A 22,085-nucleotide genomic window follows, 5' to 3' on the forward strand; every position below is an offset into this window, starting at 1 on the left:
ATATGTTATTTATTATTCTTCAGTAAAATTTCCAGTATTTCGATAGCCGCTTCACTAATTTTAGTTCCCGGACCATATATTGCAGTTACTCCTTTTTCTTGTAAGAATCCGTAATCCTGTTTCGGAATGACACCTCCCACCACGACAAGTATATCACCTCGATTATAGGCCTTAAGTTCCTCAATAACGGCCGGTACCAAGGTCTTATGTCCCGCCGTCAAGGATGAGATTCCCAAAACATGTACATCATTCTCCACGGCCTGTTTCGCCACTTCCCTAGGAGTTTGGAACAGAGGTCCTATATCCACATCAAAACCAAGGTCTGCATAGGCGGTAGCAACCACTTTGGCCCCACGATCGTGTCCATCCTGTCCCATTTTGGCCACCATGATCCGAGGTCGTCGTCCTTCTTGCTCCGCCAATTGGTCCGCTAGCTGAACTGCCCTTTTAAAACTTTCGTCCTGTTTAATTTCTTTGGAATACACCCCCGAAATGGTATTATTGGCTGCGGTATGCCTGCCATAGGCTTCCTCAAGTGCCTGACTGATTTCGCCTAAGGTAGCCCTTGACCTTGCCGCTTCTACAGCTAAAGCTAGTAAATTATCTCGCTGACTGTTTTCTTTAATTGAATCTTTTGCTGCACTGGTGATACGATTCAATATATGACGTACTTGTTCTTCATTACGTTGTGCCTTCAATGTAGTCAACCGATCTATTTGCTGGATTCGTACCTTTTCATTGTCAACCTCCAAAATACTAAGGTTATCCTCTTGTTCCAGACGATATTTATTTACCCCAACGAGTACGTCCTTTCCACTATCCAATCGGGCCTGTTTTTTGGCGGCGGCCTCCTCGATTCTCATTTTGGGAATTCCGGCCTCAATCGCTTTGGTCATTCCTCCAAGTTCCTCCACCTCTTCAATAAGCTTCCAAGCCTTGTGTGCCAATTCATCGGTTAAGGTTTCTAAGTAATAACTGCCTGCCCATGGATCTACGGTTTTGGTGATTTTGGTTTCTTCCTGAAGAAACAATTGCGTTTCCCGTGCAATTCTTGCCGAAAAATCAGTAGGTAATGCTATGGCTTCATCCAAGGCGTTGGTATGTAAACTTTGCGTTCCTCCAAAGACTGCCGCCATGGCTTCTATAGTGGTCCTAGCGACATTATTGAAAGGATCCTGTTCCGTTAAACTCCAACCACTGGTCTGACTGTGGGTACGCAACATAAGCGACTTTACGTTCTGTGGACTGAACCCCTTGACCATTTTGGCCCAAAGCATTCTTCCTGCCCGTAACTTGGCTATTTCCATGAAATGGTTCATTCCAATACCCCAAAAGAAGGAGAGCCTTGGCGCAAAATCATCGATTTTTAGACCTGCCTCCAAACCTGTCCTAATATACTCCAAACCGTCTGCCAAGGTATAGGCCAGTTCCATATGGGCGGGAGCACCCGCTTCGTGCATATGATACCCGGAAATACTGATGCTATTGAACTTGGGCATATTTTGGCTGGTATATTCGAATATATCGGCTACCAAACGCATCGATGGAGCTGGTGGATAGATATAGGTGTTGCGAACCATAAATTCCTTCAGGATATCGTTTTGGATGGTTCCCGTCAATTGCTGCTTGGAAAGACCTTGTTCTTCGGCAGCCACGATATAAAAGGCCATAATAGGAATTACGGCACCATTCATGGTCATGGAAACCGACATTTTATCCAACGGAATTCCGTCGAACAACACCTTCATATCCTCCACGGAATCAATGGCAACTCCGGCCTTGCCTACGTCACCTACTACTCGTTCATGGTCACTATCATAACCTCTATGGGTTGGAAGGTCAAAGGCTACCGATAGGCCCTTTTGCCCTCCTTCCAAATTTCTTCTGTAAAATGCATTGCTCTCTTCGGCCGTTGAAAAACCGGCATACTGTCTGATGGTCCATGGTTTTTGAACATACATCGTTGCATAGGGACCTCTTAAAAAAGGAGGTGATCCGGCAGGAAAATCCAAGTGTTCCAATGGATCCAAATCGCTTTCAGAATACGTTCGCTTCAATGGTATTCCCTCTGCAGTCTCAAATTCACCAAGCGGTTCCTTTGAAGGATTATCGATTCTCCCTGGTTTAAGACTGATATGCTGTACGTCCCTTCTACTCATCATTAAGCCTTTTTTGTTCAATGGCCTCTGCCAAACGGGATTCAATGATGGGTTCGACCAAGGTTTTTCTGGGGCGCTTTTTAACAAAGGGATATAACTCTAAATCGTCTTTCATTCGGTCTGAACCATTCAAAAATTTATTGGTACCCACAAGTACCTCCGTACCCTTGTTAAATTGCTCCTGTTGTCTGTTAGCGGCTTCCCTGATGTTTTGCTGAACAATTCCGCCTTTTAACTGTTTTAGGAATCCCCCTTCCTTTTCGACGGATTTAAATAAAATCAATGCCTTTTCGGCCAATTGGCGGGTAAGGGACTCAATATAATAGGCCCCATCAGCAGCATTTTGAACTTTGTCCAGATATGCTTCCTCCTTAAATATCAATAACTGATTTAAGGCAATACGACTTGAAAAGGCATTGTCCTTATGATAAAGTCTGTCATAAGGCTGATTAAAAACGACATGTGCACCACCAAGAATGGCCGACATACATTCCGTAGTTGTGCGGACCATGTTCATGTTGTAGTCGTACACCGTTTTGTTTCTTCGGCTTGGTTCGGCAACGATATGGCAGTCAATATTTAGACCATATTCCTCCATTAAAGTACACCAAAGAAGACGTAGCGCCCTTAGTTTTGCGATCTCAAAGAAATAGTTGCCCCCAGTGGCCACCTTGAAAGTGAATTTTTCCATTCCATCCAGCACCCCTTTGTCATACAAATGCTGCACATATTCATTGGCATGGGCAAGACCATAGCCAAGTTGTTGCACAATATCCGCACCTGCATTTTCATACAACGTGGTGTCAACGCTCAAAAGGTTATCGGCTTCGGTTTTTAAAAGTCGCTCCAGAATTTCATGATCTTTTGTTAGGTTGTGGAACCAATTTCCAGTGCGTGCCAAATTACCTATGATATCAATATTGAGAAAGAAATTTGAACATCCCTTTTCAGCATAATTAAGTAGAGACTCTATATATGAAACCGACAGGAAGGAAAAATGGAAAGATACTGGAATCTGTTGCAAATCTATATCCTTAAGTAGGGCCTTAAACTGAACTTCTTCATTGGGAACACTAAAATGAAGGGTTTCCACGCCCCTTTCCAAAAACTTAAGGGCTCTTTTATTCGCTTTTTCGGGCACTCCGGCATATATGGACTGTCCTATTTTCCATGTCTTTTCGGAATCTATTGACAGGCAGATATCCCCAAGGTCTTCCCTATGATAAAAGGGTTTTACATGGATTCCCTCCCTAGATTTCCATACTAATTCCTCATTATAATCAGCTCCCTTTAAGTCATACTGGATTTTTTGCTTCCAAGCTTTAGCGGAAACCGGAGGAAATTCTTCGAAAAGAAGTTCTGCTTTTTTCTTTGACATCACTCAAATATCTCAATGGGTGTTACTCAAAGATACAATAAGAAAAAGGGATATACGATTAGGAAAAGTGGCCCTAAAACAAAATGGGCACTTTAAGAATTTACCCAGTTTTTAAAAGCCGTGGCCTTGGCCTTGCTTACCACCACCTTTTCCTCACAAGAAGGTGTAAGGGTTACTATGAGCTTACCATTGAAATAATATTTTATACTTTCCAAAGCATCTTTCTGGACAATAAATTGTCTGTTGACCCTATAAAATTTAAAGGGATCCAACTCTTCCTCAATTTCTTCCAATTTATTATCCATCACAAAGGATTGATTATCCTTGGTTACGGCCTTGACAATACCCGTATCTATTCTAAAATAGGCGATGTTATTAGTTTTTAAGGGGATAAGCTGATCCCGCTGACTTACAAGAAAAGTCTCCTTATAGTTTTTTGCACTACCCCCTATCAAGTTCAACAAACCCTCGATCTGATGTTTATCTATACCTTTTTCGGTCGTTCTACTTTTGAATTTATTTATAGCTTCAAGGAGTTCCTCCTCGTCGATAGGTTTTAGGAGGTAATCAATACTGTTCACTTTAAAGGCCTTTAATGCGTATTGATCATAGGCTGTGGTAAATATAATCGGGGTAGTTACCTCGACTTTTTCAAAAATCTCAAAAGATAAGCCATCCGCAAGATGGATATCCATAAAAATAAGGGAAGCTTTATACGGTTGGGCGAAAAAGGCAACGGCATCGGTAACCGATTCTAACACCTGTTCTATTTCAATGGTATCATCTATAGATTGAAGTAGATAGGCCAGGTTTTCACTTGCCGCCAATTCGTCCTCTACAATAACTACTTTCATCATTCTTTGGTCAATGGAAGCTCTATGCTAAATATTTGGTCATCTGTACGTACAGTAAGCTCTTGCTTAAGAAGTAGGGCATATCGTTTTTTTAAGTTTGATAAGCCATTTTTTGTTCCATCAGCCAAATTTGTTCTAGGTCTAATCCTATTTTCTACAAAAATGGAATCCCCTTTCTGGAAAATGTCAATTATTAGGGGATTGGAAGCTGATATTTCGTTGTGTTTTACCGCATTCTCAACCAACAATTGCAAGGCCAGCGGAGGTAATTTTTTATCAAGATATTCATCGCCTATTTGAATGTTAAGCTTAAACCGATCCCTATATCTTGTTTCTATAAGATAGGCATAACTTTCCAAATATTTAAGTTCCTCCCTCACGGTAACCAAATCCAAATCTCCGCTCTGCAAGATGTACCTGTACATGTGTGACAACTTGTTTACAAATTGGGTCGCCGGTTTATTTTCCCTAATTAAAGAAGTAAGCGAGTTTAATGAGTTGAATAAAAAATGTGGATCTATTTGGTTCTTAAGTGCCGCCAATTCATTCTGTAAATTTTGCTGTTTTAATCTTTCGTTCTCCAAATTGCTTTCTTGCTGGTCTGTCTGCAATCTTAAAACGCGGGCTATAAAGAATAGTACCACTGCTAGAACCACATAGTTAAAATTGGTGAAACCTTCATCCTTCCTGTCTATTTCATGGCCAATTACATACATGAAAAAAGATTTGAACAAATACAGAAAAAGTAGAATAATAATGGTGTCCGCCAAAATGGCAACTATCATTCTTAACGTGTGCGAACCGTTCAATTTGAGGTATACCAAATTGGTATTTACTTGCAATATCATCCATGAAAAGGCCACAAAAAAAGCATACCGATATAGAAAATCGATAAACAAATCACCGGACAGGTCAATATTACCCCCACTGAACATATTGTACAGGTAGATTGACCTTGGTAGGGAAATTAAAATGGCCAATAAGAGCGATATCTTAATTATCTGACCATTCTTAATAGGTTTTAACATCATGGGAATCTGCATGGTGGGTATGGTTTCAAATGTACATTAAATTTGGTTGGTTTTATTGCTCTGGATTTAAGAAGAATGGGCCCTCAAATGAATGAAGGCCCATCAAAGGGTGTTAACTAACAACAATCAACCACCTATTTTGCATATGCATCAAAGTTTTGGGGCAGGTACTGTGTCACATCAAAATCCAACACTACTTCTTCCTCTTCCTCGAGCACGATAATATCCTTTGCGTCCAATTCCATTCCTTCATACGGGTTAAATCCCAATGGCAGGTATTCTGAAGTGTCAAAGCCCAATACAACCTCTTCTTCCTCTTCGAACAAAACGATTTCGCTAGGATCCATGTTCGCAGATTCCATTTCCATTTTTAGTCCTTCAGCAAAAGGGTTATTTTCCAAACTATGCCCATCATTATCTGCTCCTGTACAGTAATGTGCTGCTTTTGAAGAAAGCAATAAAGCTCCCAATATTCCAATTCCTATTAATACACTTATTTTTTTCATGATATTTATTTCTTAATTATAAATCTGATTGTGAATTCTTTACAGGACAAATGTAGGAGCTATGTACCTACATCCTGGGAATATTAAAGTGAAGTGACCGAAAATGAACCTGAAACTGCTTCATGCTTAAACGAAGTACAGAGGTATTCTCAAATTCAAGTAAATAATAGCCCTTGAATTCGACTAAAATGAGAAATCCCAATAGGGTACTGGCTTGAAATGCTGCCCGTACCCTATTGGGATACTATCTATATCTAAAAAAAACAGAATTAGTGTTTAATGCAACTAATAAAACCTAAATGGATTTTTGGGAAAATTCACCATCCACCAATCGCCAAATATGTAATGGATTGTCGTTTTTAAGTTCATCGGGAAGCAGACTTTCAGGATAATCCTGATAACATACCGGTCTTACAAAACGTTTTATGGCATTGGTACCTACAGATGTAGAACTTGGGGCCGTTGTGGCAGGAAACGGACCTCCATGTACCATGGAATGGCAAACCTCCACCCCAGTAGGATATCCGTTGACCAGAACCCTACCTACTTTTTGCTCCAAAATATTAAATAGTTCAGCATATTCCTCCAAATCTTCGTCAGTACCATGGACCGTGGCGGTCAAATGACCTTCCAATTCCCTGGCCGCCTTCAAAAGATCTTCCTTGGCAGTGGTCTCAACGACAATGGAGGAGGGCCCAAAATTTTCTTCCGATAACTCTTTGCTTTTCAAATAGGTATCTATAGTGGTTTTAAAGACCTTTGAACAAACCCCAATCTTATGGTCTACTTTTTTGCCTTCGCCTAGAACCATCAACTTTTCGTTTTTAGACAATTCTTCCAAACCCTTGTTATAGGCGGACTGAATTCCTTCGGTCAACATAATGGCCGGGTCTGTTTTACTTACTTGGGCAGAAAGTTCTTCTAAAAACTCCTCTGATTTTTCACCTTTGGGATAAAAACTCAATCCCGGGTTGGTACAGAACTGTCCAACACCCATGTTCAAGGAATTGGAATACCCTTGTGCGATTTGTTCTGCCCTCTCCTTAAGCGCTCTGGGCAAAATAAACATAGGATTGGTACTGCCCATTTCAGAAAAAACAGGGATAGGAACAGGTCTCGAGTTCGCATAATTGAAAATAGCCATTCCCCCTCTGTAAGAACCTGTAAAACCAACAGCCTTGATATCCTCATGTTTTACCAAGTTTCCCCCTACTTCAATGGAAGTTCCTTGCACCATGGAAAATACACCTTCTGGCAAACCAATCTCCTTTATGGCTTTTTGGATGGCCCCAGTAATCATTTCAGTGGTTCCAGGGTGTGCAGGGTGACCTTTGTATACTACAGGACATCCCGCAGCCAAAGCTGAAGCTGTATCCCCTCCTGCCGTTGAAAACGCCAATGGAAAATTACTGGCCCCAAAGACCGCAACCGGTCCCAAGGGAATCAACATATGTCGTATATCCGATTTTGGTAATGGTTCCCTATTGGGCTGGGCCAAGTCGATTCTAGCATCTACCCAAGAACCTTCCCTCACCACACTGGCAAACAATCGTAACTGACTCATGGTCCTTCCACGTTCACCAGTAAGTCTGCCTATTGGCAATGCCGTCTCCAAATGACAACGTTCCAACAAGTCATCTCCAAGGGCATTGATTTCGTCTGCAATTTGTTCCAAAAATTTTGCCTTGGTTTCATTGTCCAGCTTCCTATAGGCCTGAAAAGCCTTTGCGGCATTTTTTGCCGCTTTATCCACATCCTCTCGAGTTGAATTTTTAAACTCGCCTTCCAATTTTTCCCCTGTTGCCGGATTTATAGCCTGATAATACGTTGTATCACTATTCATTTGATGATCTTTTTCCTTTGTTTTTAATGTATCCCTAAAATTACTAAATGTGTAACAGTTGACCTTGGGTTTTGTAGTTGGATTTTTGACTATTTTGTTCGTAATCTGTTTAAAATCTATAAATCACAGTTTCTTTGACATGTTTTTTTGTGCTGAAATATGGACTTTCACTTTTGTGGCAACAGTAAAACAATAACCATGAATTCAAACGATAAATTTTGAATCGATTCTTTCTACTAGACTCCATGTGAATTGAAGAATTCCCTGAAAAACAAACAACTAAGTCCATTATAAGGAAACGCCACGTTTCCAAGGGATAAAATCGTCTTGCCCCAATGCATCGGCCTTTGCCTTTATTTCTCCACTCGCTACTTGGATTACATATTCCAATATTTCAGCTCCCATTTCTTCAATCGACCTTTCGCCTCTAATCACCGCTCCCGTGTCAATATCAATGATATCCGGCATTTTTTTGGCCAATTCCGTATTGGAGGACACCTTGATTACCGGAGCGATGGGATTTCCCGTAGGAGTTCCCAAGCCGGTGGTAAAAACAACAATATTGGCTCCAGAGCCAACCATTCCCGTAGTGCTTTCTACATCGTTCCCTGGGGTGCAGAGCAAATTAAGTCCTGGTCTAGTCACATATTCGCCATAATCCAATACCCCTTGTATGGGGGATGTGCCCCCTTTTTTAGCTGCACCGGCCGACTTCATGGCATCCGTGATGAGACCGTCCTTGATATTTCCTGGCGAGGGGTTCATATCAAAACCAGACCCCACCCGTTCCGCGGAATTCTCATAGGCCTTCATCAATTGCATAAAACGTTCGGCATCCTCGTCGCGGACGCATCGGTTCACCAGCTCCTGTTCTACCCCGCATAACTCGGGAAATTCAGAAAGAACAGGAGAACCTCCCAGAGCGGTCAACAGATCAGAGGCATAACCTAGCGCCGGGTTAGCCGAAATTCCAGAAAATCCATCGGAACCCCCGCATTCCAGTCCCAATTTTAATTTTGAAAGGGGAGCGGGTTTTCTTTGAATGTTATTTGCTTCTTTAATCCCTTTAAAAGATTCCTTGATGATAATATTCAACATATCCTCTACGGTTCCCAATTGCTGTTGCTCATAGATCAATACGGGTTTCTGTAAATTAGCATCCAAGGATTTTAAGGCCTCCGTTAAAAGATCTATTTGTAAATTTTGACATCCAAGGCTTAAAACCGTAGCTCCCGCCACATTGGGGTTTTTGATATATCCTGCCAATAATTTGGCCAAAGTTTCCGAATCTTGACGAATACCACCGCATCCTCCTTGGTGGGTAATAAATTTAACCTCTATATTTTCAAAAGTTCGTTCACCCGCCGTATCATCTGCATCAATATCATTGAGGCTACTACCTAGTATAAGTCGCCTCAAGAGTCGTCTTTGTTTACTTATTTTTCCAATGGCCAATTCCTTTTCAAAGGCATCCTTTAGTATCTCTATATTTCTATTTTCACAGAATACCAAGGGAAAGAACAGCCATACATTTTGGGTACCAACCTGGCCATCCAGCCTGTGATACCCCATAAAAGTTCGTTCCTTCCACTGGGAAATATCGGGAGGGTTCCAAGTATATCTATCCGTTCTTCCTTGTACTTCCGCACTCTGATGCTTTACATTTTCCGTAGTTAAAAGTCCCCCCTTTTGTATAAAGTGGAGAGCCCTACCTACTAAAACCCCGTACATAAAAACGCTGTCTCCCTCCTTTAAATCCTGGAGGGCTATTTTATGTTTTGCCTTGGTAGGATTTAATATGGTAATGTCCTGGCCTTCAAAACGTACCACGTGGCCTTGGGTTAAGTCCGCCAAGGCTATGCCGACATTGTCCTCGTTATGTACTTTAATCAACTGTTGCATCATGCTTTTATTTATAGCTGTCCACAAATTTCGTGAATCCCTCCTCTACACCATTTGCTTCCAAATGGTTTATGGCCAACTCAATGGCTTCAGAGAGGCCGTCCACGTTGTTTAAATCGGTATCCCAATAGTAAGTATTGCCCAATACCTGATGAACGGTATTCGACAGGTTGGGAAGATCCCAGAGCTTTTTAAAATTATCAATAATAGCCGCATCGTCATTCAATGGCAAATCCACACCCTTCCATTGGCCTTGATAAAATCGGATTAAACAAGCAAAGGCAAAAACCATTTTTAATGGCAGCCTTTTATTTAATTGAACATATTCCAATAGACTTGGCAGTACCCTGACCTTAAACTTGGAGATTGAATTTAACGCGATGCTGGACAATTGATGTTTGATAAACGGATTTCTGAAACGGTCAAGGACATCCTTTGCAAAATCCTCCAATTCCCTTTTGTCCATTTCCAACGTAGGAATTACTTCCTCGAATATTAGGGAATGAATAAAGGTACCAGTGAAAGAATCGTCTACCGTATCCTTTACAGTTTCATTACCATAGAGCAATCCTAAAGGTACCATGGCCGTATGTGCCCCGTTTAATATCCGTACCTTTCTTGTTCTATACGGTTGCATATCTGGAACAATGCGTACATCCAAATCGGTCTTATGAAATGGCAGTTTCTCCTTTAAATAGGCATCACCCTCTATTACCCATAGGAAAAAGGCTTCGGCACTGACAATCAATCTATCCTTATAATTCAATTGACCATGATATTCCTCAATATCATCCTTTGGATAGCCCGGGACAATCCTATCTACCAAGGTATTGTGAAAAGTACAGGCATTAAGCACCCAGTGTTTAAAGTCCCCGGAAAGCCCCCATAGGCTTATATATTTTAGGATGATGGTCTTTAGGGTATCTGCGTTGTAATTGATCAACTCGCATGGAATAACGGTCAACCCTGAATCCTTGCTTCGCTTAAAATATTGAAATCGCTCATGCAGAAAAAGGGTCAACTTTCCCGGAAATGAATTGGGAGGCTGCATTTCCTGCGTATCATTTTCATCAAAGCTGATTCCGGCCTCGGTGGTGTTGGATATGACAAACTCGAGTTCTTTTTCCTTCGCCAAGGCCAAGAATGCTTTGAAATCTTTATAAGGGTCAATACCTTTGATAATATTCTTAACAAGTATCTTTTCCTGAACCTCAGCCCCATCCTTAATACCTTTGGTAAACAGTGTATACAATCCGTCCTGCTCGTTGAGCAAGGATACCATACCTTTTTCAATGGGTTGCACCACGGCCACACCGGCATTGAAGCCTACCTCATCGTTCAAAACTTGAAAAGCGTAATCCACAAACGCACGCAAAAAATTACCCTCTCCAAACTGGACCACTTTTATGGGTAAATTATTTACGCTATTATTAAATTCCCTATTTAGATTTTTCATAAAATTCTATGGATAGTTTCTTCCAAGACCCTGCGAAAGTTTTATAATAATCTTACTGTAATTCGTTTGGAAAAGGACAACAATTCCTTGGTAAAACGCACTATCTAATTTTGGAAATAGAGTGCCGAACACAATAATTTCATCAAAATAGTAATAAATACCTGGAATTCCTTCTAAGATTCTACTCTTCTTATGGATTTGATAAGGGCCAAAGTATCCTTGACCGTTTTAGTAAGTCCATCAAAATCCCTATTTGCCAGTACTTCCTTGCCAATAAGTTGCGAACCCATTCCTACACAGGTCACCCCGGCGTCGAACCAACCTTTCAGGTTACCCTCATCGGTACTTACACCACCTGTGGGCATGATGCTGGTCCAAGGTTGGGGCCCTTTGATTGCCTTTACAAAACCGGGGCCATAGGTAGAACCTGGAAACAACTTTATAATTTCGCAACCCAGTTCCTCGGCCCTATTGATTTCAGTCAGTGAACCACAACCTGGAGACCAAAGTACCTTTCTTCTATTACAGACAAGGGCGATATCCTCCCGCAGGGAAGGAGTTACGATAAAGTTAGCTCCCATTTGCATGAACATACTGGCAGCGGCGGCATCTGTAATGGAACCAACACCCATGATCATTCCGGGTAGTTCCTTAAGGGCATACTTGTTCAACTCGGAAAAAACCTCAAAGGCAAAGTCCCCCCTGGCGGTAAACTCCATAAGACGGGCACCGCCCTCATAACAGGCCTTCAGTACTTTTTTACCTAATTCTATATCTGCGTGATAAAACAAGGGCACCATGCCTGTTTCCTTCATGACCGCAGCCACTTCCAATCTCGAATATTTTGCCATAAGCCCATCCTAAATCCTTCCCAAAGTGAAGAACTTCATTTTTTTAACTATTAATACTCAATTTTAAACATAAATCTATTCATCATACTCCTTTGGAGGGGTTTGTTTAGGCCTATCTCGCCACCCTACCGGAGGCGTCTCCTCCCATCAGCTTTTCGACCTCATCGACCGTTACCAAATTGGCATCTCCCTTGATCGTATGTTTCAAACAGGAAGCGGCAACGGCAAAGTCCAATGCGGTTTGGTCATCGCCTTCATACTTCATCAAGCCATAGATGAGTCCGCCCATGAAGGAATCGCCCCCACCGACTCTATCCACGATATCTGTAATTTGGTACTGACGGGTCTCGTACATCTTGGAACCGTCCCAAAGTACCCCAGCCCATGTATTATGGGAGGCCGATATGGAACCTCTTAAGGTCGTAATCACCTTTTTGGCCTTTGGAAATTTCTTCATCATCTGCTTGCATACGGACAGGAAAGCTTCTGCCTTCACGTCTGCCCCATCTTTATGGACATCCAGGCCTTCCGGATGTATACCGAAATGCTTTTCGGCATCCTCTTCGTTTCCTAAGATGATATCACAATAGGAAGTAAGTTCCGTCATTATTTTTTCACGGTCGCCCCCATATTGCCACAACTTTGCACGATAATTTAAATCCGTAGAAATCGTAATCCCTTTCTTATCGGCGGCTTTTACCGCTTCCAGGCAAACATCGGCGGCACCTTGGGAAATAGCCGGGGTTATACCCGTCCAATGAAACCACTCTACTCCGTCAAACACATCGTCCCAATCGATCATGCCCGATTTAATTTCCGCAATTGCGGAATGTGCCCTATCATATATTACCTTACTTCCACGACTTACCGCACCGGTTTCCAAAAAGTAGATACCCAAACGGTCCCCACCGAACACAATTTTATTGGTGCCTACGCCCCTCTTACGCATTTCCATAAGCGCACACTCACCAATATCATTTTTAGGTAGGCGGGTCACAAACTCTACGGGCACACCATAATTGGCCAAAGAAACGGCTACATTGGATTCTCCCCCACCATATACCACATCGAATTCGTTCGCTTGGGAAAACCTTAAAAAACCGGGAGGTGACAATCGTAGCATGATCTCACCGAAAGTAACTACTTTTTTCATTATGAATTTAGATTGAAAATTGTTTTAAATATTAAAATATTCCTTTGCATTATTATAACTGATGTCCTGTACCATTTTACCTAGCCATTTTGTGTCATTGGGGAGCTCCCCATTGGCAATATCCCTTCCGATGAGATTGCACAAAATTCTTCTAAAGTACTCATGACGTGGAAACGAGAGAAAGCTCCTAGAATCCGTCAACATCCCAATAAAGCAACTCAACAGCCCTATATTGGATAGTGCGTTCATCTGCTTTTCCATACCATCCTTTTGATCAAGGAACCACCACCCGGACCCAAACTGGATCTTTCCCCGGATAGAACCGTCGTTAAAATTACCGATCATACTCGCCATCATTTCATTATCCCTTGGGTTGATATTATAGATTATGGTCTTACATAGTTGGTCATGGGTATCCAGCTCATTTAAAAACTTGGATAAAGCTTCCGCTTGCTGCCAATCCCCTATTGAATCCCAACCGGTATCAGGTCCCAATTGGGCCAGCATCCTGTTATTATTGTTTCTTAAAGCCCCTAAATGAAATTGTTGCACCCAACCATACTCATGATATTTCCGCGAAAGGAACAAGAGAATGGCACACTTGAAAGAATGCATTTCATCATTGCTGATGGTTTTGCTGTCAAACCTTTTGTTCAGCACGGTGTTCAGATCATGTTCATTGAAGGAAGCGAAGTACATATGGGGAAGTCCGTGATCCGCTATCCTGCAACCATGGGTATGAAAGTATGCTATTCTTTTTTCAAGCGCATCGCACAAGGTGGCAAAGCTCTTAATGGCAACCCCAGAAACTTCCGAAAGTTCTTCCAAATAGTCAACAAAACCCTCCGCTTCAATGAAAATGGCATTATCCGGTCTAAACGCCGTGCTCACCTTGGTTTTAAAATTGCTTAGTGCCAACGTTTGGTGATGCTTTAGAGTATCCGTGGGGTCCTCCGTGGTGCACAAAAATTCAACATTCATTTGTGTGATCAATCCCCTACTCCCAAAATCTTCACCCTTTAAATGATCGTTGGCCTGATTATAAATCTGTATAGCGTTATCCGACGATAAAGTTTCCGAGATATTAAAATAGCGCTGCAGTTCCAAATGGGTCCAGTGATATAGTGGGTTTCGCATGGTGTAAGGTACCGTGTACGCCCATTTTTCGAATTTCTCTCGGTCCTTCGCATTCCCCGTAATAAATTCCTCAGAAATTCCCAAGGTACGCATGGCCCGCCATTTGTAATGGTCTCCATAAAGCCATGCCTGGCTCAAATTGTCAAATTTGGTATCATTTGCCAGCATTTCAGGTGACAAATGATTGTGATAATCAATAATTGGCATATCATGGGCGTACTCATGATACAGTATTTTGGAGTATTCATTCTCCAATAAAAAGTCGCTATCCATAAAGGACTTCATAAGTTCATTTTTAAGGTTGGTCCTTCGGTTTTCATCCTTTTTTAACAATGGATGTTGTCCAAATAGCTAAAATTAATGATTTTGGTACTATACGGAGGTACCCAGGCTTAGTTTTCATTGGATTATTCCATATTTTGGAGCTTTTGTTAAATTTAATTGTTGTCTCTATATTATTCAACCAACATGGCAGTGTCCGCCTTAAATTTAGGTTTTATTTGAGATGGGCAATAATGCTTTCCCTTAGCAAGAGGCCTCAGTATATAATAGCAATTTTTGATAATCAGTATGTTTGGACTTAGGGTTTTTGAAACAGTGTCGCTTTATGACCTACTACCTTGATATTTTGTTGTTTAAAGCATTTTCAACACCATAGTTGTAATAAATTTTCTTTACTGAAAACATCTCTAATACTTTTGCCATGCTTTGGAAATGACCATAAAACTGTATATTGTGACCTACCTTTGAAAAAGAGGATAACATATATTTTTTAATGAAAGAATGAAAAATCTAAAGAAGACATTTAGGTGGTTTGGACCCGATTTTGGTGTATCGTTAGCAGAGATAAGGCAATTGGGCGTACAAGGCATAGTGGCGGCCTGCCAGGAAGTACCGTTGGGCGAGATATGGCCCAAGGACACCATTGGGGCACTTAAGGCTCAAATAGAAAACCATGGTATGGAATGGTCCGTGGTGGAAAGTGTGAATGTGCATACGGCCATCAAGTACGGACTCAAGGAAAGGGATCTGTATATATCCAATTATATAGAAACTTTGAAAAATTTGGCGGCCCACGGTATTTATAACGTATGCTACAATTTTATGCAACTCATAGACTGGACCCGCACCGATCTCGATTATATTTTGCCAACCGGAGCCTCGGCCCTTAGATATAGTCCTATTTCAGCAGCGGCATTTGACCTTTTTATCTTGGAACGCGAAGGAGCCCAAGAGTCATACTCAAAAGAGGAGTATCTAGAAGCAAAGACCTATTTTGAAGCCTTGTCCGATTCAGAAAAAAAGAATCTAAAAGCAGCTATTCTGGCCGGTATGCCAGGTTCCAGAAAAGAAATAGATTTAAGCGAGTTTAAAAAGAACCACACAACCGTACTGGGTATAAAAAAGGAAACACTTCAGGAAAACCTGTCCTATTTTCTCAACGCGGTGATTCCAGAGGCAGAAAAGTTGGGGGTACGCATGGCCATACATCCGGATGATCCTCCATTTTCCGTTTTTGGAGTGCCCCGTATAGTTTCCAATTATAACGATATTAAGTTTTTGCTGGAATGCTGTCCTTCCCCCAGCAACGGGCTAACCTTTTGTTCCGGTTCTTTGGGTGCATCGGAAACCAATGACTTGGTGAAGATCATTGAGGATTTTGGGGACAAGATTCATTTTATACACCTCCGTAACGTATCCCGTGACCAAGATGGCAGTTTTTATGAGGCCGACCATCTTAGTGGTTCCGTACCTATGCAAAAGGTCATGAAGGCCATCGTACAACAGCAACAAAAACGACATATGACACAAAATGGCGTTGTGGACATACCCATGAGACCAGATCATGGACATGTTTTGTTGGATGATAAAAAGCGCCAGCAGGAATTTTACTCCGGTTACTCGCTCATTGGTAGAGCCATGGGACTTGCCCAACTTTCCGGGTTGGAAATGGGCGTACGGGCAAGCTTGGATGTATAAAAAAACATAATGTTGATTCACAAAATGTACACTATCGCTTGGAAAGGAATACGCACAAGGATTTTGTGGGTATGTACTTTGCTTTTGTTACAATCCTGCGCTTTGGAAACGAACACCAAGGTGCTCTATTTTGCACATTCCCTTCCTGTTACCCATCCAGTTCACAGGGCCATTATGGACATGAAGGAATCCCTGGCCAAAAAATCAGGCGGGCAATTGCAAATAAAGGTATTTCCTGATGGACAACTGGGAACAGAGCGCGAAGTCCTGGAACTTCTACAAATAGGAAGCATTTCCATGACAAAGGTAAGCGCGGCCTCCCTATCCAACTTTGCCCCGGATTACCAGGTAACCAGTATTCCCTATTTATTTAGGGACAGGGAACATCTGTTCAAAGTATTGGAAGGTGAAATTGGGAAGGAACTATTGATGAGTAGTACGGAATATTTACTACGTGGGCTATGTTTCTATGATGCCGGGGCCCGAAGCTTTTATGCCAAGAACCATCAAATAAAAAGTCCAGAGGATTTAGAGGGGATGAAAATTAGGACCATGAACGACCAAATGTCCGTTGATATGGTAAACACCCTTGGCGGTTCCGCAACCCCCATGGCCTATGGCGAACTTTATACCGCCTTACAGCAAAATGTGGTTGATGGAGCGGAAAACAACATCCCATCCTTTGTTACCAGTAACCATTACGAGGTCTGTAAATATTATTCGTTCGATGAACATACCATGGTACCCGATGTGGTAGTGATTGGGACCCGTTTTTGGGAAACATTGAGCGATATAGAAAAAGAATGGCTTCAGGAAGCTGCCGATGAAAGTGTAGCAAAGCAAAAACAATATTGGAAAGAAACGGTGGCAGAAAATATGAAGGTGTTGGAAAAGGCCAATGTTCAATTTTTATACCCGGATAAAAGCGAATTTTCAAAGAATGCCGCTCCGATCATGGAGAAAATGATGAAGGATGAAAAAATGAAAGCGGTAATTGAAAAAATACGGTCAGAATAATGCAAAAAACCTACAACCTCATCAACAAAATAATCGAAAGCCTTTTAGTAATTATCTTCGGCTTGTTGGTAATAGACGTCGTTTGGCAGGTGGTATCCCGTTATGTCGTGGGCCAATCCAGTTCCTTTACGGAGGAATTCGCACGTTTTTCACTGATTTGGCTAACGGTACTTGGCGCAGCCTATATCAACGGACAGCAAGAAGGTCATTTGTCCATGGATTTTTTGCTTTTAAAATTGCCTGAGGCCAAACGAAAAAGAAGACAAAAGGTAATCCAAATAAGTATGGCCGTCTTTGCCTTGGTAGTTATGGTCATTGGCGGTGGTAATTTGGTTTATACTACACTTCGGTTGGGACAAACCTCCTCTGCACTTCATTTACCTTTAGGGTATGTGTACAGTATTGTGCCCCTATGTGGTCTTATCATCATGTTCTTTTCTTGGTACAACTTTAAACAACTAAATAGAATATAAATGAGTATAGAACTTATAAGTGTTTTGGTCCTTTTTGTAAGTTTTGCCTTCTTATTGCTCTATGGGGTACCAGTGGCCTACTCCATAGGCATTTCCACTACTTTGGTACTTATTATCAATATGGCCTTTAACCCCTCTGTAACTACGGTGGCCCAGCGTATGACCACTGGTATAGATAATTTTGCGCTCCTGGCTATTCCGTTTTTCATCCTGGCCGGGGAGCTCATGAACCGTGGGGGCGTGGCCAATAGGCTTATTGCTTTGGCCAAATCCCTAATAGGCAGTCTTCCAGGAGGACTGGCCTATGTGAATATCATTTCAGCCATGCTATTTGGGGCGATTTCAGGTTCGGCCATAGCCGCGGCATCGGCCATTGGGAGTACCCTAACTGACAAAATGGAAAAAGAGGGCTATCCCAGGCAATTTAGTGCCGCCGTAAACATTAGTTCATCCACTACGGGCCTATTGATACCGCCCAGTAATGTACTCATCATTTTTGCATTGGCAAGTGGTGGAACGGCATCGGTGGCCGCCCTATTTGTGGCAGGGTATATCCCCGGTATTTTGGTGGGCCTTGCACTTATGATCATGGTCTATTTTTATGCAAAAAAGAAGAAGTTACCCAAGGCAGATAGGGTAGGTTTTAAACAGCTTTTTATTCATTTTAAGGAAGCCTTTCTCAGCCTTACGCTTTTGGTTATTGTGGTTGGAGGAATCGTTGCCGGTATTTTTACAGCGACTGAGGCTGCGGCCATAGCCGTTGTATATGCCGCTTTTTTAGGTTTCCTGAACAAGGAGCTACGTATTAGGGATATTAGGGGAATTTTGTTGAAAAGTGCCAAAACAACGGCCATTGTCATGTTCTTGATTGCCACTTCCATGGCCATGTCCTGGGTCTTTTCCTTTGAGGGCATACCGCAATTGCTTACGGGACTCATGGTAGACTCCGTAAGTAATCCCATACTGATATTCCTTTTGATCAATATAATATTGCTCATCGTAGGAACTTTTATGGATATGACGCCCGCGGTTCTAATTTTTACTCCTATTTTCCTTCCCGTTGCCATGGCGCTTGGGATGCATCCCGTACAGTTTGGTATGGTGATCGTATTGAATTTGTGTATTGGAGTTTGTACCCCCCCGGTGGGTACTTTACTTTTTGTGGGCAGTGGCGTGGCCCAAGTACCGGTTGGCAAGGTTATTAAACCCTTAATACCGCTTTTGTTGGCTATGGTTCTTGTATTATTTTTGATAACTTATTTTTCTGGTATATCATTGTGGCTGCCCCAATTTTTTGGATTGATCGATTAAGGCCAAAATACCAGAATGAGACCCAATACTGTTTTTAGCTGGAAAATAAATAGTATTCTTTTAAATGCATTTTGATTTTCTAAAGACAAAAATATTACTGAAGTATAGTCGATTAGATTTAAAAGTTTTCACCTACCTCTTGGGCAATCTGTTGTATACGTTTACTTTAAACGAAACAGAAATACTCAGTACAGGCTTGGGCTCCCTTCGACAAAGTTTATATTGAGCGTAGCCGAAATGCTCAGGGTAAACTTCTTGCCGCCAATGGGTAAAAAAAAAGAACCACACTTTCGTGCAGTTCTTTTTGTTTTTGCTCCTCCTCTTGGGCTCGAACCAAGGACCCTCTGATTAACAGCGGTCGGATTATGGATACATATTGATATGTTTCAATTCATAATTAATTGTTTATTAGTTTTTTAATAAAATTTAATCTTTTATAAACTGATTTGAAACCGTATATTTATGTGCAAATTATGTGCAAATTATGTGCAAATTTTTATCTACCTTTAAAATATGCAGACGAGTTTAAGCCTAAGTTTGGATACCCGAAGAAAACGAAAGGATAATTCATTCCCTATAATTATTCGGTTGGGTCACTTTCAAAAAACCACTTCGATTGCCACTGGCCAATCCGTAGAAAAAATGTATTGGGACGATTCAAAAAAACAGGTAAAACGTTCCTATAAAGGGGTGAAATCTGTAAATTTTTTGAACAACCTGCTCCTCACAGAACTGGCCAAAGCTCAAGAAATTGTTAACCGACTGCATTACAAAGGAGAACTGGATTTTTTATCCGTTAAGCAGTTAAAAGATAAAATAGTTCGAAAAACGAAGTATGATTCTTTCTATGTATATGGTCTGAATCAAGCTAAGGAATTAAGGGTTGCGCAGCGCTTTGGTACTGCCAGAAACTATGAAGGGGTGATAAGTATCCTAAAAGTGTTCACAAAACAAAAGGATTTAAAGTTCAACGAATTGAACCATGACTTTTTAAAACGCTTCGAACGATTTCACTTATCAAAACCTGGTAATAGCCAAAATGGTTTAGCTTCCTATATGCGGACTATAAAAGCGATATATAACAAAGGCATTAAGGACGATATAATAGAGAGGGAATATTATCCTTTTTACAAATATCAAATTAGAACGAATCCAACTGAAAAGAGAGCAATAAAGGTAAGGTATATCAAAAGAATTTTAGAGCTGGATTTAAGTAAGGAACATTCCTTATTTCATTACCGAAACTATTTTCTTCTTTCCTACATGACCATGGGCATGTCCTTTATTGATATGGCGTTTCTACGAAAGGAGAATATTGTGGACGGCAGAATCAAATTCCAGCGTAAGAAAACATCTAAAATGTACGATATTAAAGTCACTGAGCAAATGCAGGAGATTTTAAAATTCTATACCACCAAAAAGAAAAGAAAAGACTTTATTCTTCCAATTCTAAAGAGAGATTCGCTAGAACTTCAATACAAAGATGCGCAATGGGCATTAAAAAATTATAACAAAGGCCTTAAGAAGATCGCGGAGCTTTGCAAAATTGAAGAGCGTTTAACCTCTTATGTTTCAAGGCATAGCTTTGCTACCCACGCCCTATTTAAGAATATTCCCTTGCCGGCAATTTCCTCGATGTTAGGCCACAGTAAATTATCTACTACACAGATCTACCTAAAATCTCTTCCAAGCAATGTTCTAGATACCTATCAAGAGGAGATGAATGTTCTCTAAAGACCCTCAAATCAATTATATATTCGACGAATTAAAAGTCTCGTAAAAACATTTTTAATGAAACTACTAAAAGAGACGGCTAATGGGACACGTTTCACAAAATTCGTCTAGACTAGGAAAAGTGTGCCGTAAATCGGCCATTTTAAAGAATTGTAGTTTTGAAAATGAGTTTGAAAATAAAAAGAACCCTACTCTCTATCCTATTTTCTTTTTAACTGAAAAATCAGTTCAAATTCCGAAATTCACTGGGCGAATGTCCTACCCTTTGTTTAAAGAGCCTTGTGAAATGTTGTGGATATTTAAACCCTAATTCATATGCTATCTCACTTAAAGATTTTGATGGGTCAAATACGCGTTCCTTAGCAACTTCTATCAGCTTGTTCTGGATGTACTCTTGGGCAGATTTTCCCGTTTCCTTTTTCACCAAATCTCCAAAATAGTTGGGCGAAAGGTGCAAGCGATCCGCAAAGTAACCCACAGTTGGAGTGCCATGCTTTTGTGGTTTATCTGATGAAAAGTACTGGCTCAGCAAAACATCGAATTTCTCCAAAGAACCTATATTTTCTACCTCTCGTGTAATGAATTGTCTATCATAAAAACGAGTGCAATAATCCAAAAAGAGTTCAATGTTGGCTACGATCAACTTTTTACTGTGCTTGTCCAAGTTTTGTTCCAACTCAAACTGTATTTTTTCGATCAAACTTAGAATCACTTTTCGTTCTTTATTGGAAAGATGGAGTGCTTCGTTACTTGAATAGGAGAAAAAACTATAGCTATGCAATTTTTTTCCCAATTCCGTACCTATCAATAAATCAGGGTGGAATAGTATTGCATACCCCTTGGGCACATAATCAGGGTCAAAACCGCTTAATTCAATGGTTTGACCGGGAGCCATAAAGACAAGGGTTCCCTCATCATAATCGTATGGCTTCCCTCCGTAATGCATTTTGCATCCCTTGGCATCCTTCAAGAAAACAGCATAGCAATTATAATGGAAGGCATCATAGTCTTTGTTTTCGTAGCCTTCTTTGTTTACGTCCTCAAAATCAACAATACCCACTAGAGGGTGCAACACCTCTTGTTTTCTCAAATTAAGGTAATCTCCAACGGTGTCGATGTGCAGTACATTTTTCATTAACCTCTAATTTTTTGTTAAAGATAAGCCATTGATTACCAGTAATTCAAACGGTTATTGGAAAATCCGTAATAGTGGTAGGTATAACCGTAATTTGGGTAAGCCTATTTGGTTTTTGACCCACTACTTTTGTATCAAACCGATAAAAGGGAACAAGATTTCGGC

At 41.1% G+C, this 22,085-nt stretch carries 17 protein-coding genes; 5 read left to right on the forward strand and 12 right to left on the reverse strand.

Translation table 11 applies throughout. From position 1 onward, the window contains the following. Positions 1 to 5 precede the first annotated feature (5 nt). From scpA to uxaC, 11 genes are all read right to left on the reverse strand, one after another. Positions 6 to 2,159 carry a methylmalonyl-CoA mutase gene (gene scpA / locus CJ263_RS06510; protein WP_094996523.1) on the reverse strand — a complete coding sequence of 718 codons (2,154 nt, stop codon included), beginning with the start codon at positions 2,157 to 2,159 and terminating at the stop codon, positions 6 to 8. After that, positions 2,152 to 3,537 carry a methylmalonyl-CoA mutase subunit beta gene (locus tag CJ263_RS06515; RefSeq protein ID WP_094996524.1) on the reverse strand — a complete coding sequence of 462 codons (1,386 nt, stop codon included), beginning with the start codon at positions 3,535 to 3,537 and terminating at the stop codon, positions 2,152 to 2,154. Before CJ263_RS06515 ends, scpA begins: the two co-directional genes overlap by 8 nt. Before the next feature lie 92 nt (positions 3,538 to 3,629). Further along, positions 3,630 to 4,394, reverse strand: a complete 765-nt coding sequence (locus CJ263_RS06520) for a LytR/AlgR family response regulator transcription factor (protein WP_094996525.1) — start codon at positions 4,392 to 4,394, stop codon at positions 3,630 to 3,632. Beyond that, a complete protein-coding gene (locus CJ263_RS06525) occupies positions 4,391 to 5,434 on the reverse strand; it encodes a sensor histidine kinase (protein ID WP_094996526.1) in 1,044 nt (347 codons plus the stop codon). Before CJ263_RS06525 ends, CJ263_RS06520 begins: the two co-directional genes overlap by 4 nt. Positions 5,435 to 5,556: 122 nt before the next feature. Continuing rightward, a complete protein-coding gene (locus tag CJ263_RS06530) occupies positions 5,557 to 5,928 on the reverse strand; it encodes a hypothetical protein (RefSeq protein ID WP_094996527.1) in 372 nt (123 codons plus the stop codon). A gap of 295 nt (positions 5,929 to 6,223) precedes the next feature. Next, a complete protein-coding gene (locus CJ263_RS06535; protein WP_094996528.1) occupies positions 6,224 to 7,771 on the reverse strand; it encodes an aldehyde dehydrogenase (NADP(+)) in 1,548 nt (515 codons plus the stop codon). A 288-nt stretch (positions 7,772 to 8,059) separates the two neighbouring features. Then, positions 8,060 to 9,676, reverse strand: a complete 1,617-nt coding sequence (locus tag CJ263_RS06540) for a UxaA family hydrolase (protein ID WP_094996529.1) — start codon at positions 9,674 to 9,676, stop codon at positions 8,060 to 8,062. 4 nt (positions 9,677 to 9,680) lie between these two features. Further along, positions 9,681 to 11,129 (reverse strand): tagaturonate reductase, encoded by a 1,449-nt coding sequence (locus CJ263_RS06545; RefSeq protein ID WP_094996530.1) that lies wholly within the window; start codon positions 11,127 to 11,129, stop codon positions 9,681 to 9,683. A 173-nt stretch (positions 11,130 to 11,302) separates the two neighbouring features. Beyond that, on the reverse strand, positions 11,303 to 11,980 hold the full coding sequence (locus CJ263_RS06550) for a bifunctional 4-hydroxy-2-oxoglutarate aldolase/2-dehydro-3-deoxy-phosphogluconate aldolase (RefSeq protein WP_094996531.1): 678 nt from the start codon (positions 11,978 to 11,980) through the stop codon (positions 11,303 to 11,305). A 112-nt stretch (positions 11,981 to 12,092) separates the two neighbouring features. Next, positions 12,093 to 13,133, reverse strand: a complete 1,041-nt coding sequence (locus CJ263_RS06555; RefSeq protein WP_094996532.1) for a sugar kinase — start codon at positions 13,131 to 13,133, stop codon at positions 12,093 to 12,095. Between the two features lie 24 nt (positions 13,134 to 13,157). Continuing rightward, on the reverse strand, positions 13,158 to 14,555 hold the full coding sequence (gene uxaC, locus CJ263_RS06560; protein WP_094999140.1) for a glucuronate isomerase: 1,398 nt from the start codon (positions 14,553 to 14,555) through the stop codon (positions 13,158 to 13,160). A 498-nt stretch (positions 14,556 to 15,053) separates the two neighbouring features. Here uxaC and uxuA point away from each other — a divergent pair, with 498 nt between their 5' ends. The 5 genes from uxuA to CJ263_RS06590 all read left to right on the forward strand — a co-directional run bounded on the left by uxuA (position 15,054) and on the right by CJ263_RS06590 (position 20,785). Continuing rightward, positions 15,054 to 16,250 (forward strand): mannonate dehydratase, encoded by a 1,197-nt coding sequence (gene uxuA / locus CJ263_RS06570; protein WP_094996534.1) that lies wholly within the window; start codon positions 15,054 to 15,056, stop codon positions 16,248 to 16,250. Positions 16,251 to 16,259: 9 nt separating this feature from the next. Next, positions 16,260 to 17,267: a TRAP transporter substrate-binding protein gene (locus CJ263_RS06575; protein ID WP_094996535.1), complete on the forward strand. Its 1,008-nt coding sequence runs from the start codon at positions 16,260 to 16,262 to the stop codon at positions 17,265 to 17,267. Beyond that, positions 17,267 to 17,740: a TRAP transporter small permease gene (locus CJ263_RS06580; RefSeq protein WP_094996536.1), complete on the forward strand. Its 474-nt coding sequence runs from the start codon at positions 17,267 to 17,269 to the stop codon at positions 17,738 to 17,740. The genes CJ263_RS06575 and CJ263_RS06580 overlap by 1 nt, the downstream gene beginning before the upstream one ends. Further along, the gene (locus CJ263_RS06585; protein ID WP_188669462.1) at positions 17,741 to 19,051 is read left to right on the forward strand and encodes a TRAP transporter large permease; all 1,311 of its coding nucleotides are present in this window, start codon (positions 17,741 to 17,743) and stop codon (positions 19,049 to 19,051) included. A gap of 513 nt (positions 19,052 to 19,564) precedes the next feature. Then, positions 19,565 to 20,785: a site-specific integrase gene (locus CJ263_RS06590; protein WP_094996537.1), complete on the forward strand. Its 1,221-nt coding sequence runs from the start codon at positions 19,565 to 19,567 to the stop codon at positions 20,783 to 20,785. A 223-nt stretch (positions 20,786 to 21,008) separates the two neighbouring features. Here the strand turns inward: CJ263_RS06590 and CJ263_RS06595 are convergent, their stop codons facing one another. Beyond that, complete coding sequence (locus CJ263_RS06595) at positions 21,009 to 21,920, reverse strand: helix-turn-helix domain-containing protein (protein WP_094996538.1); 912 nt, start codon at positions 21,918 to 21,920, stop codon at positions 21,009 to 21,011. Positions 21,921 to 22,085 lie beyond the last annotated feature (165 nt).

The organism is Maribacter cobaltidurans, from assembly GCF_002269385.1.
Taxonomy (GTDB): Bacteria; Bacteroidota; Bacteroidia; order Flavobacteriales; family Flavobacteriaceae; genus Maribacter; species Maribacter cobaltidurans.

Bases quoted from the DNA above. Each gene is read 5' to 3' on its own strand.
- scpA (WP_094996523.1), bottom strand. From the start codon at position 2,159: ATGAGTAGAAGGGACGTACAGCATATCAGTCTTAAACCAGGGAGAATC.
- CJ263_RS06515 (WP_094996524.1), bottom strand. From the start codon at position 3,537: ATGTCAAAGAAAAAAGCAGAACTTCTTTTCGAAGAATTTCCTCCGGTT.
- CJ263_RS06520 (WP_094996525.1), bottom strand. From the start codon at position 4,394: ATGATGAAAGTAGTTATTGTAGAGGACGAATTGGCGGCAAGTGAAAAC.
- CJ263_RS06525 (WP_094996526.1), bottom strand. From the start codon at position 5,434: ATGCAGATTCCCATGATGTTAAAACCTATTAAGAATGGTCAGATAATT.
- CJ263_RS06530 (WP_094996527.1), bottom strand. From the start codon at position 5,928: ATGAAAAAAATAAGTGTATTAATAGGAATTGGAATATTGGGAGCTTTA.
- CJ263_RS06535 (WP_094996528.1), bottom strand. From the start codon at position 7,771: ATGAATAGTGATACAACGTATTATCAGGCTATAAATCCGGCAACAGGG.
- CJ263_RS06540 (WP_094996529.1), bottom strand. From the start codon at position 9,676: ATGATGCAACAGTTGATTAAAGTACATAACGAGGACAATGTCGGCATA.
- CJ263_RS06545 (WP_094996530.1), bottom strand. From the start codon at position 11,129: ATGAAAAATCTAAATAGGGAATTTAATAATAGCGTAAATAATTTACCC.
- CJ263_RS06550 (WP_094996531.1), bottom strand. From the start codon at position 11,980: ATGGCAAAATATTCGAGATTGGAAGTGGCTGCGGTCATGAAGGAAACA.
- CJ263_RS06555 (WP_094996532.1), bottom strand. From the start codon at position 13,133: ATGAAAAAAGTAGTTACTTTCGGTGAGATCATGCTACGATTGTCACCT.
- uxaC (WP_094999140.1), bottom strand. From the start codon at position 14,555: ATGAAGTCCTTTATGGATAGCGACTTTTTATTGGAGAATGAATACTCC.
- uxuA (WP_094996534.1), top strand. From the start codon at position 15,054: ATGAAAAATCTAAAGAAGACATTTAGGTGGTTTGGACCCGATTTTGGT.
- CJ263_RS06575 (WP_094996535.1), top strand. From the start codon at position 16,260: ATGTTGATTCACAAAATGTACACTATCGCTTGGAAAGGAATACGCACA.
- CJ263_RS06580 (WP_094996536.1), top strand. From the start codon at position 17,267: ATGCAAAAAACCTACAACCTCATCAACAAAATAATCGAAAGCCTTTTA.
- CJ263_RS06585 (WP_188669462.1), top strand. From the start codon at position 17,741: ATGAGTATAGAACTTATAAGTGTTTTGGTCCTTTTTGTAAGTTTTGCC.
- CJ263_RS06590 (WP_094996537.1), top strand. From the start codon at position 19,565: ATGCAGACGAGTTTAAGCCTAAGTTTGGATACCCGAAGAAAACGAAAG.
- CJ263_RS06595 (WP_094996538.1), bottom strand. From the start codon at position 21,920: ATGAAAAATGTACTGCACATCGACACCGTTGGAGATTACCTTAATTTG.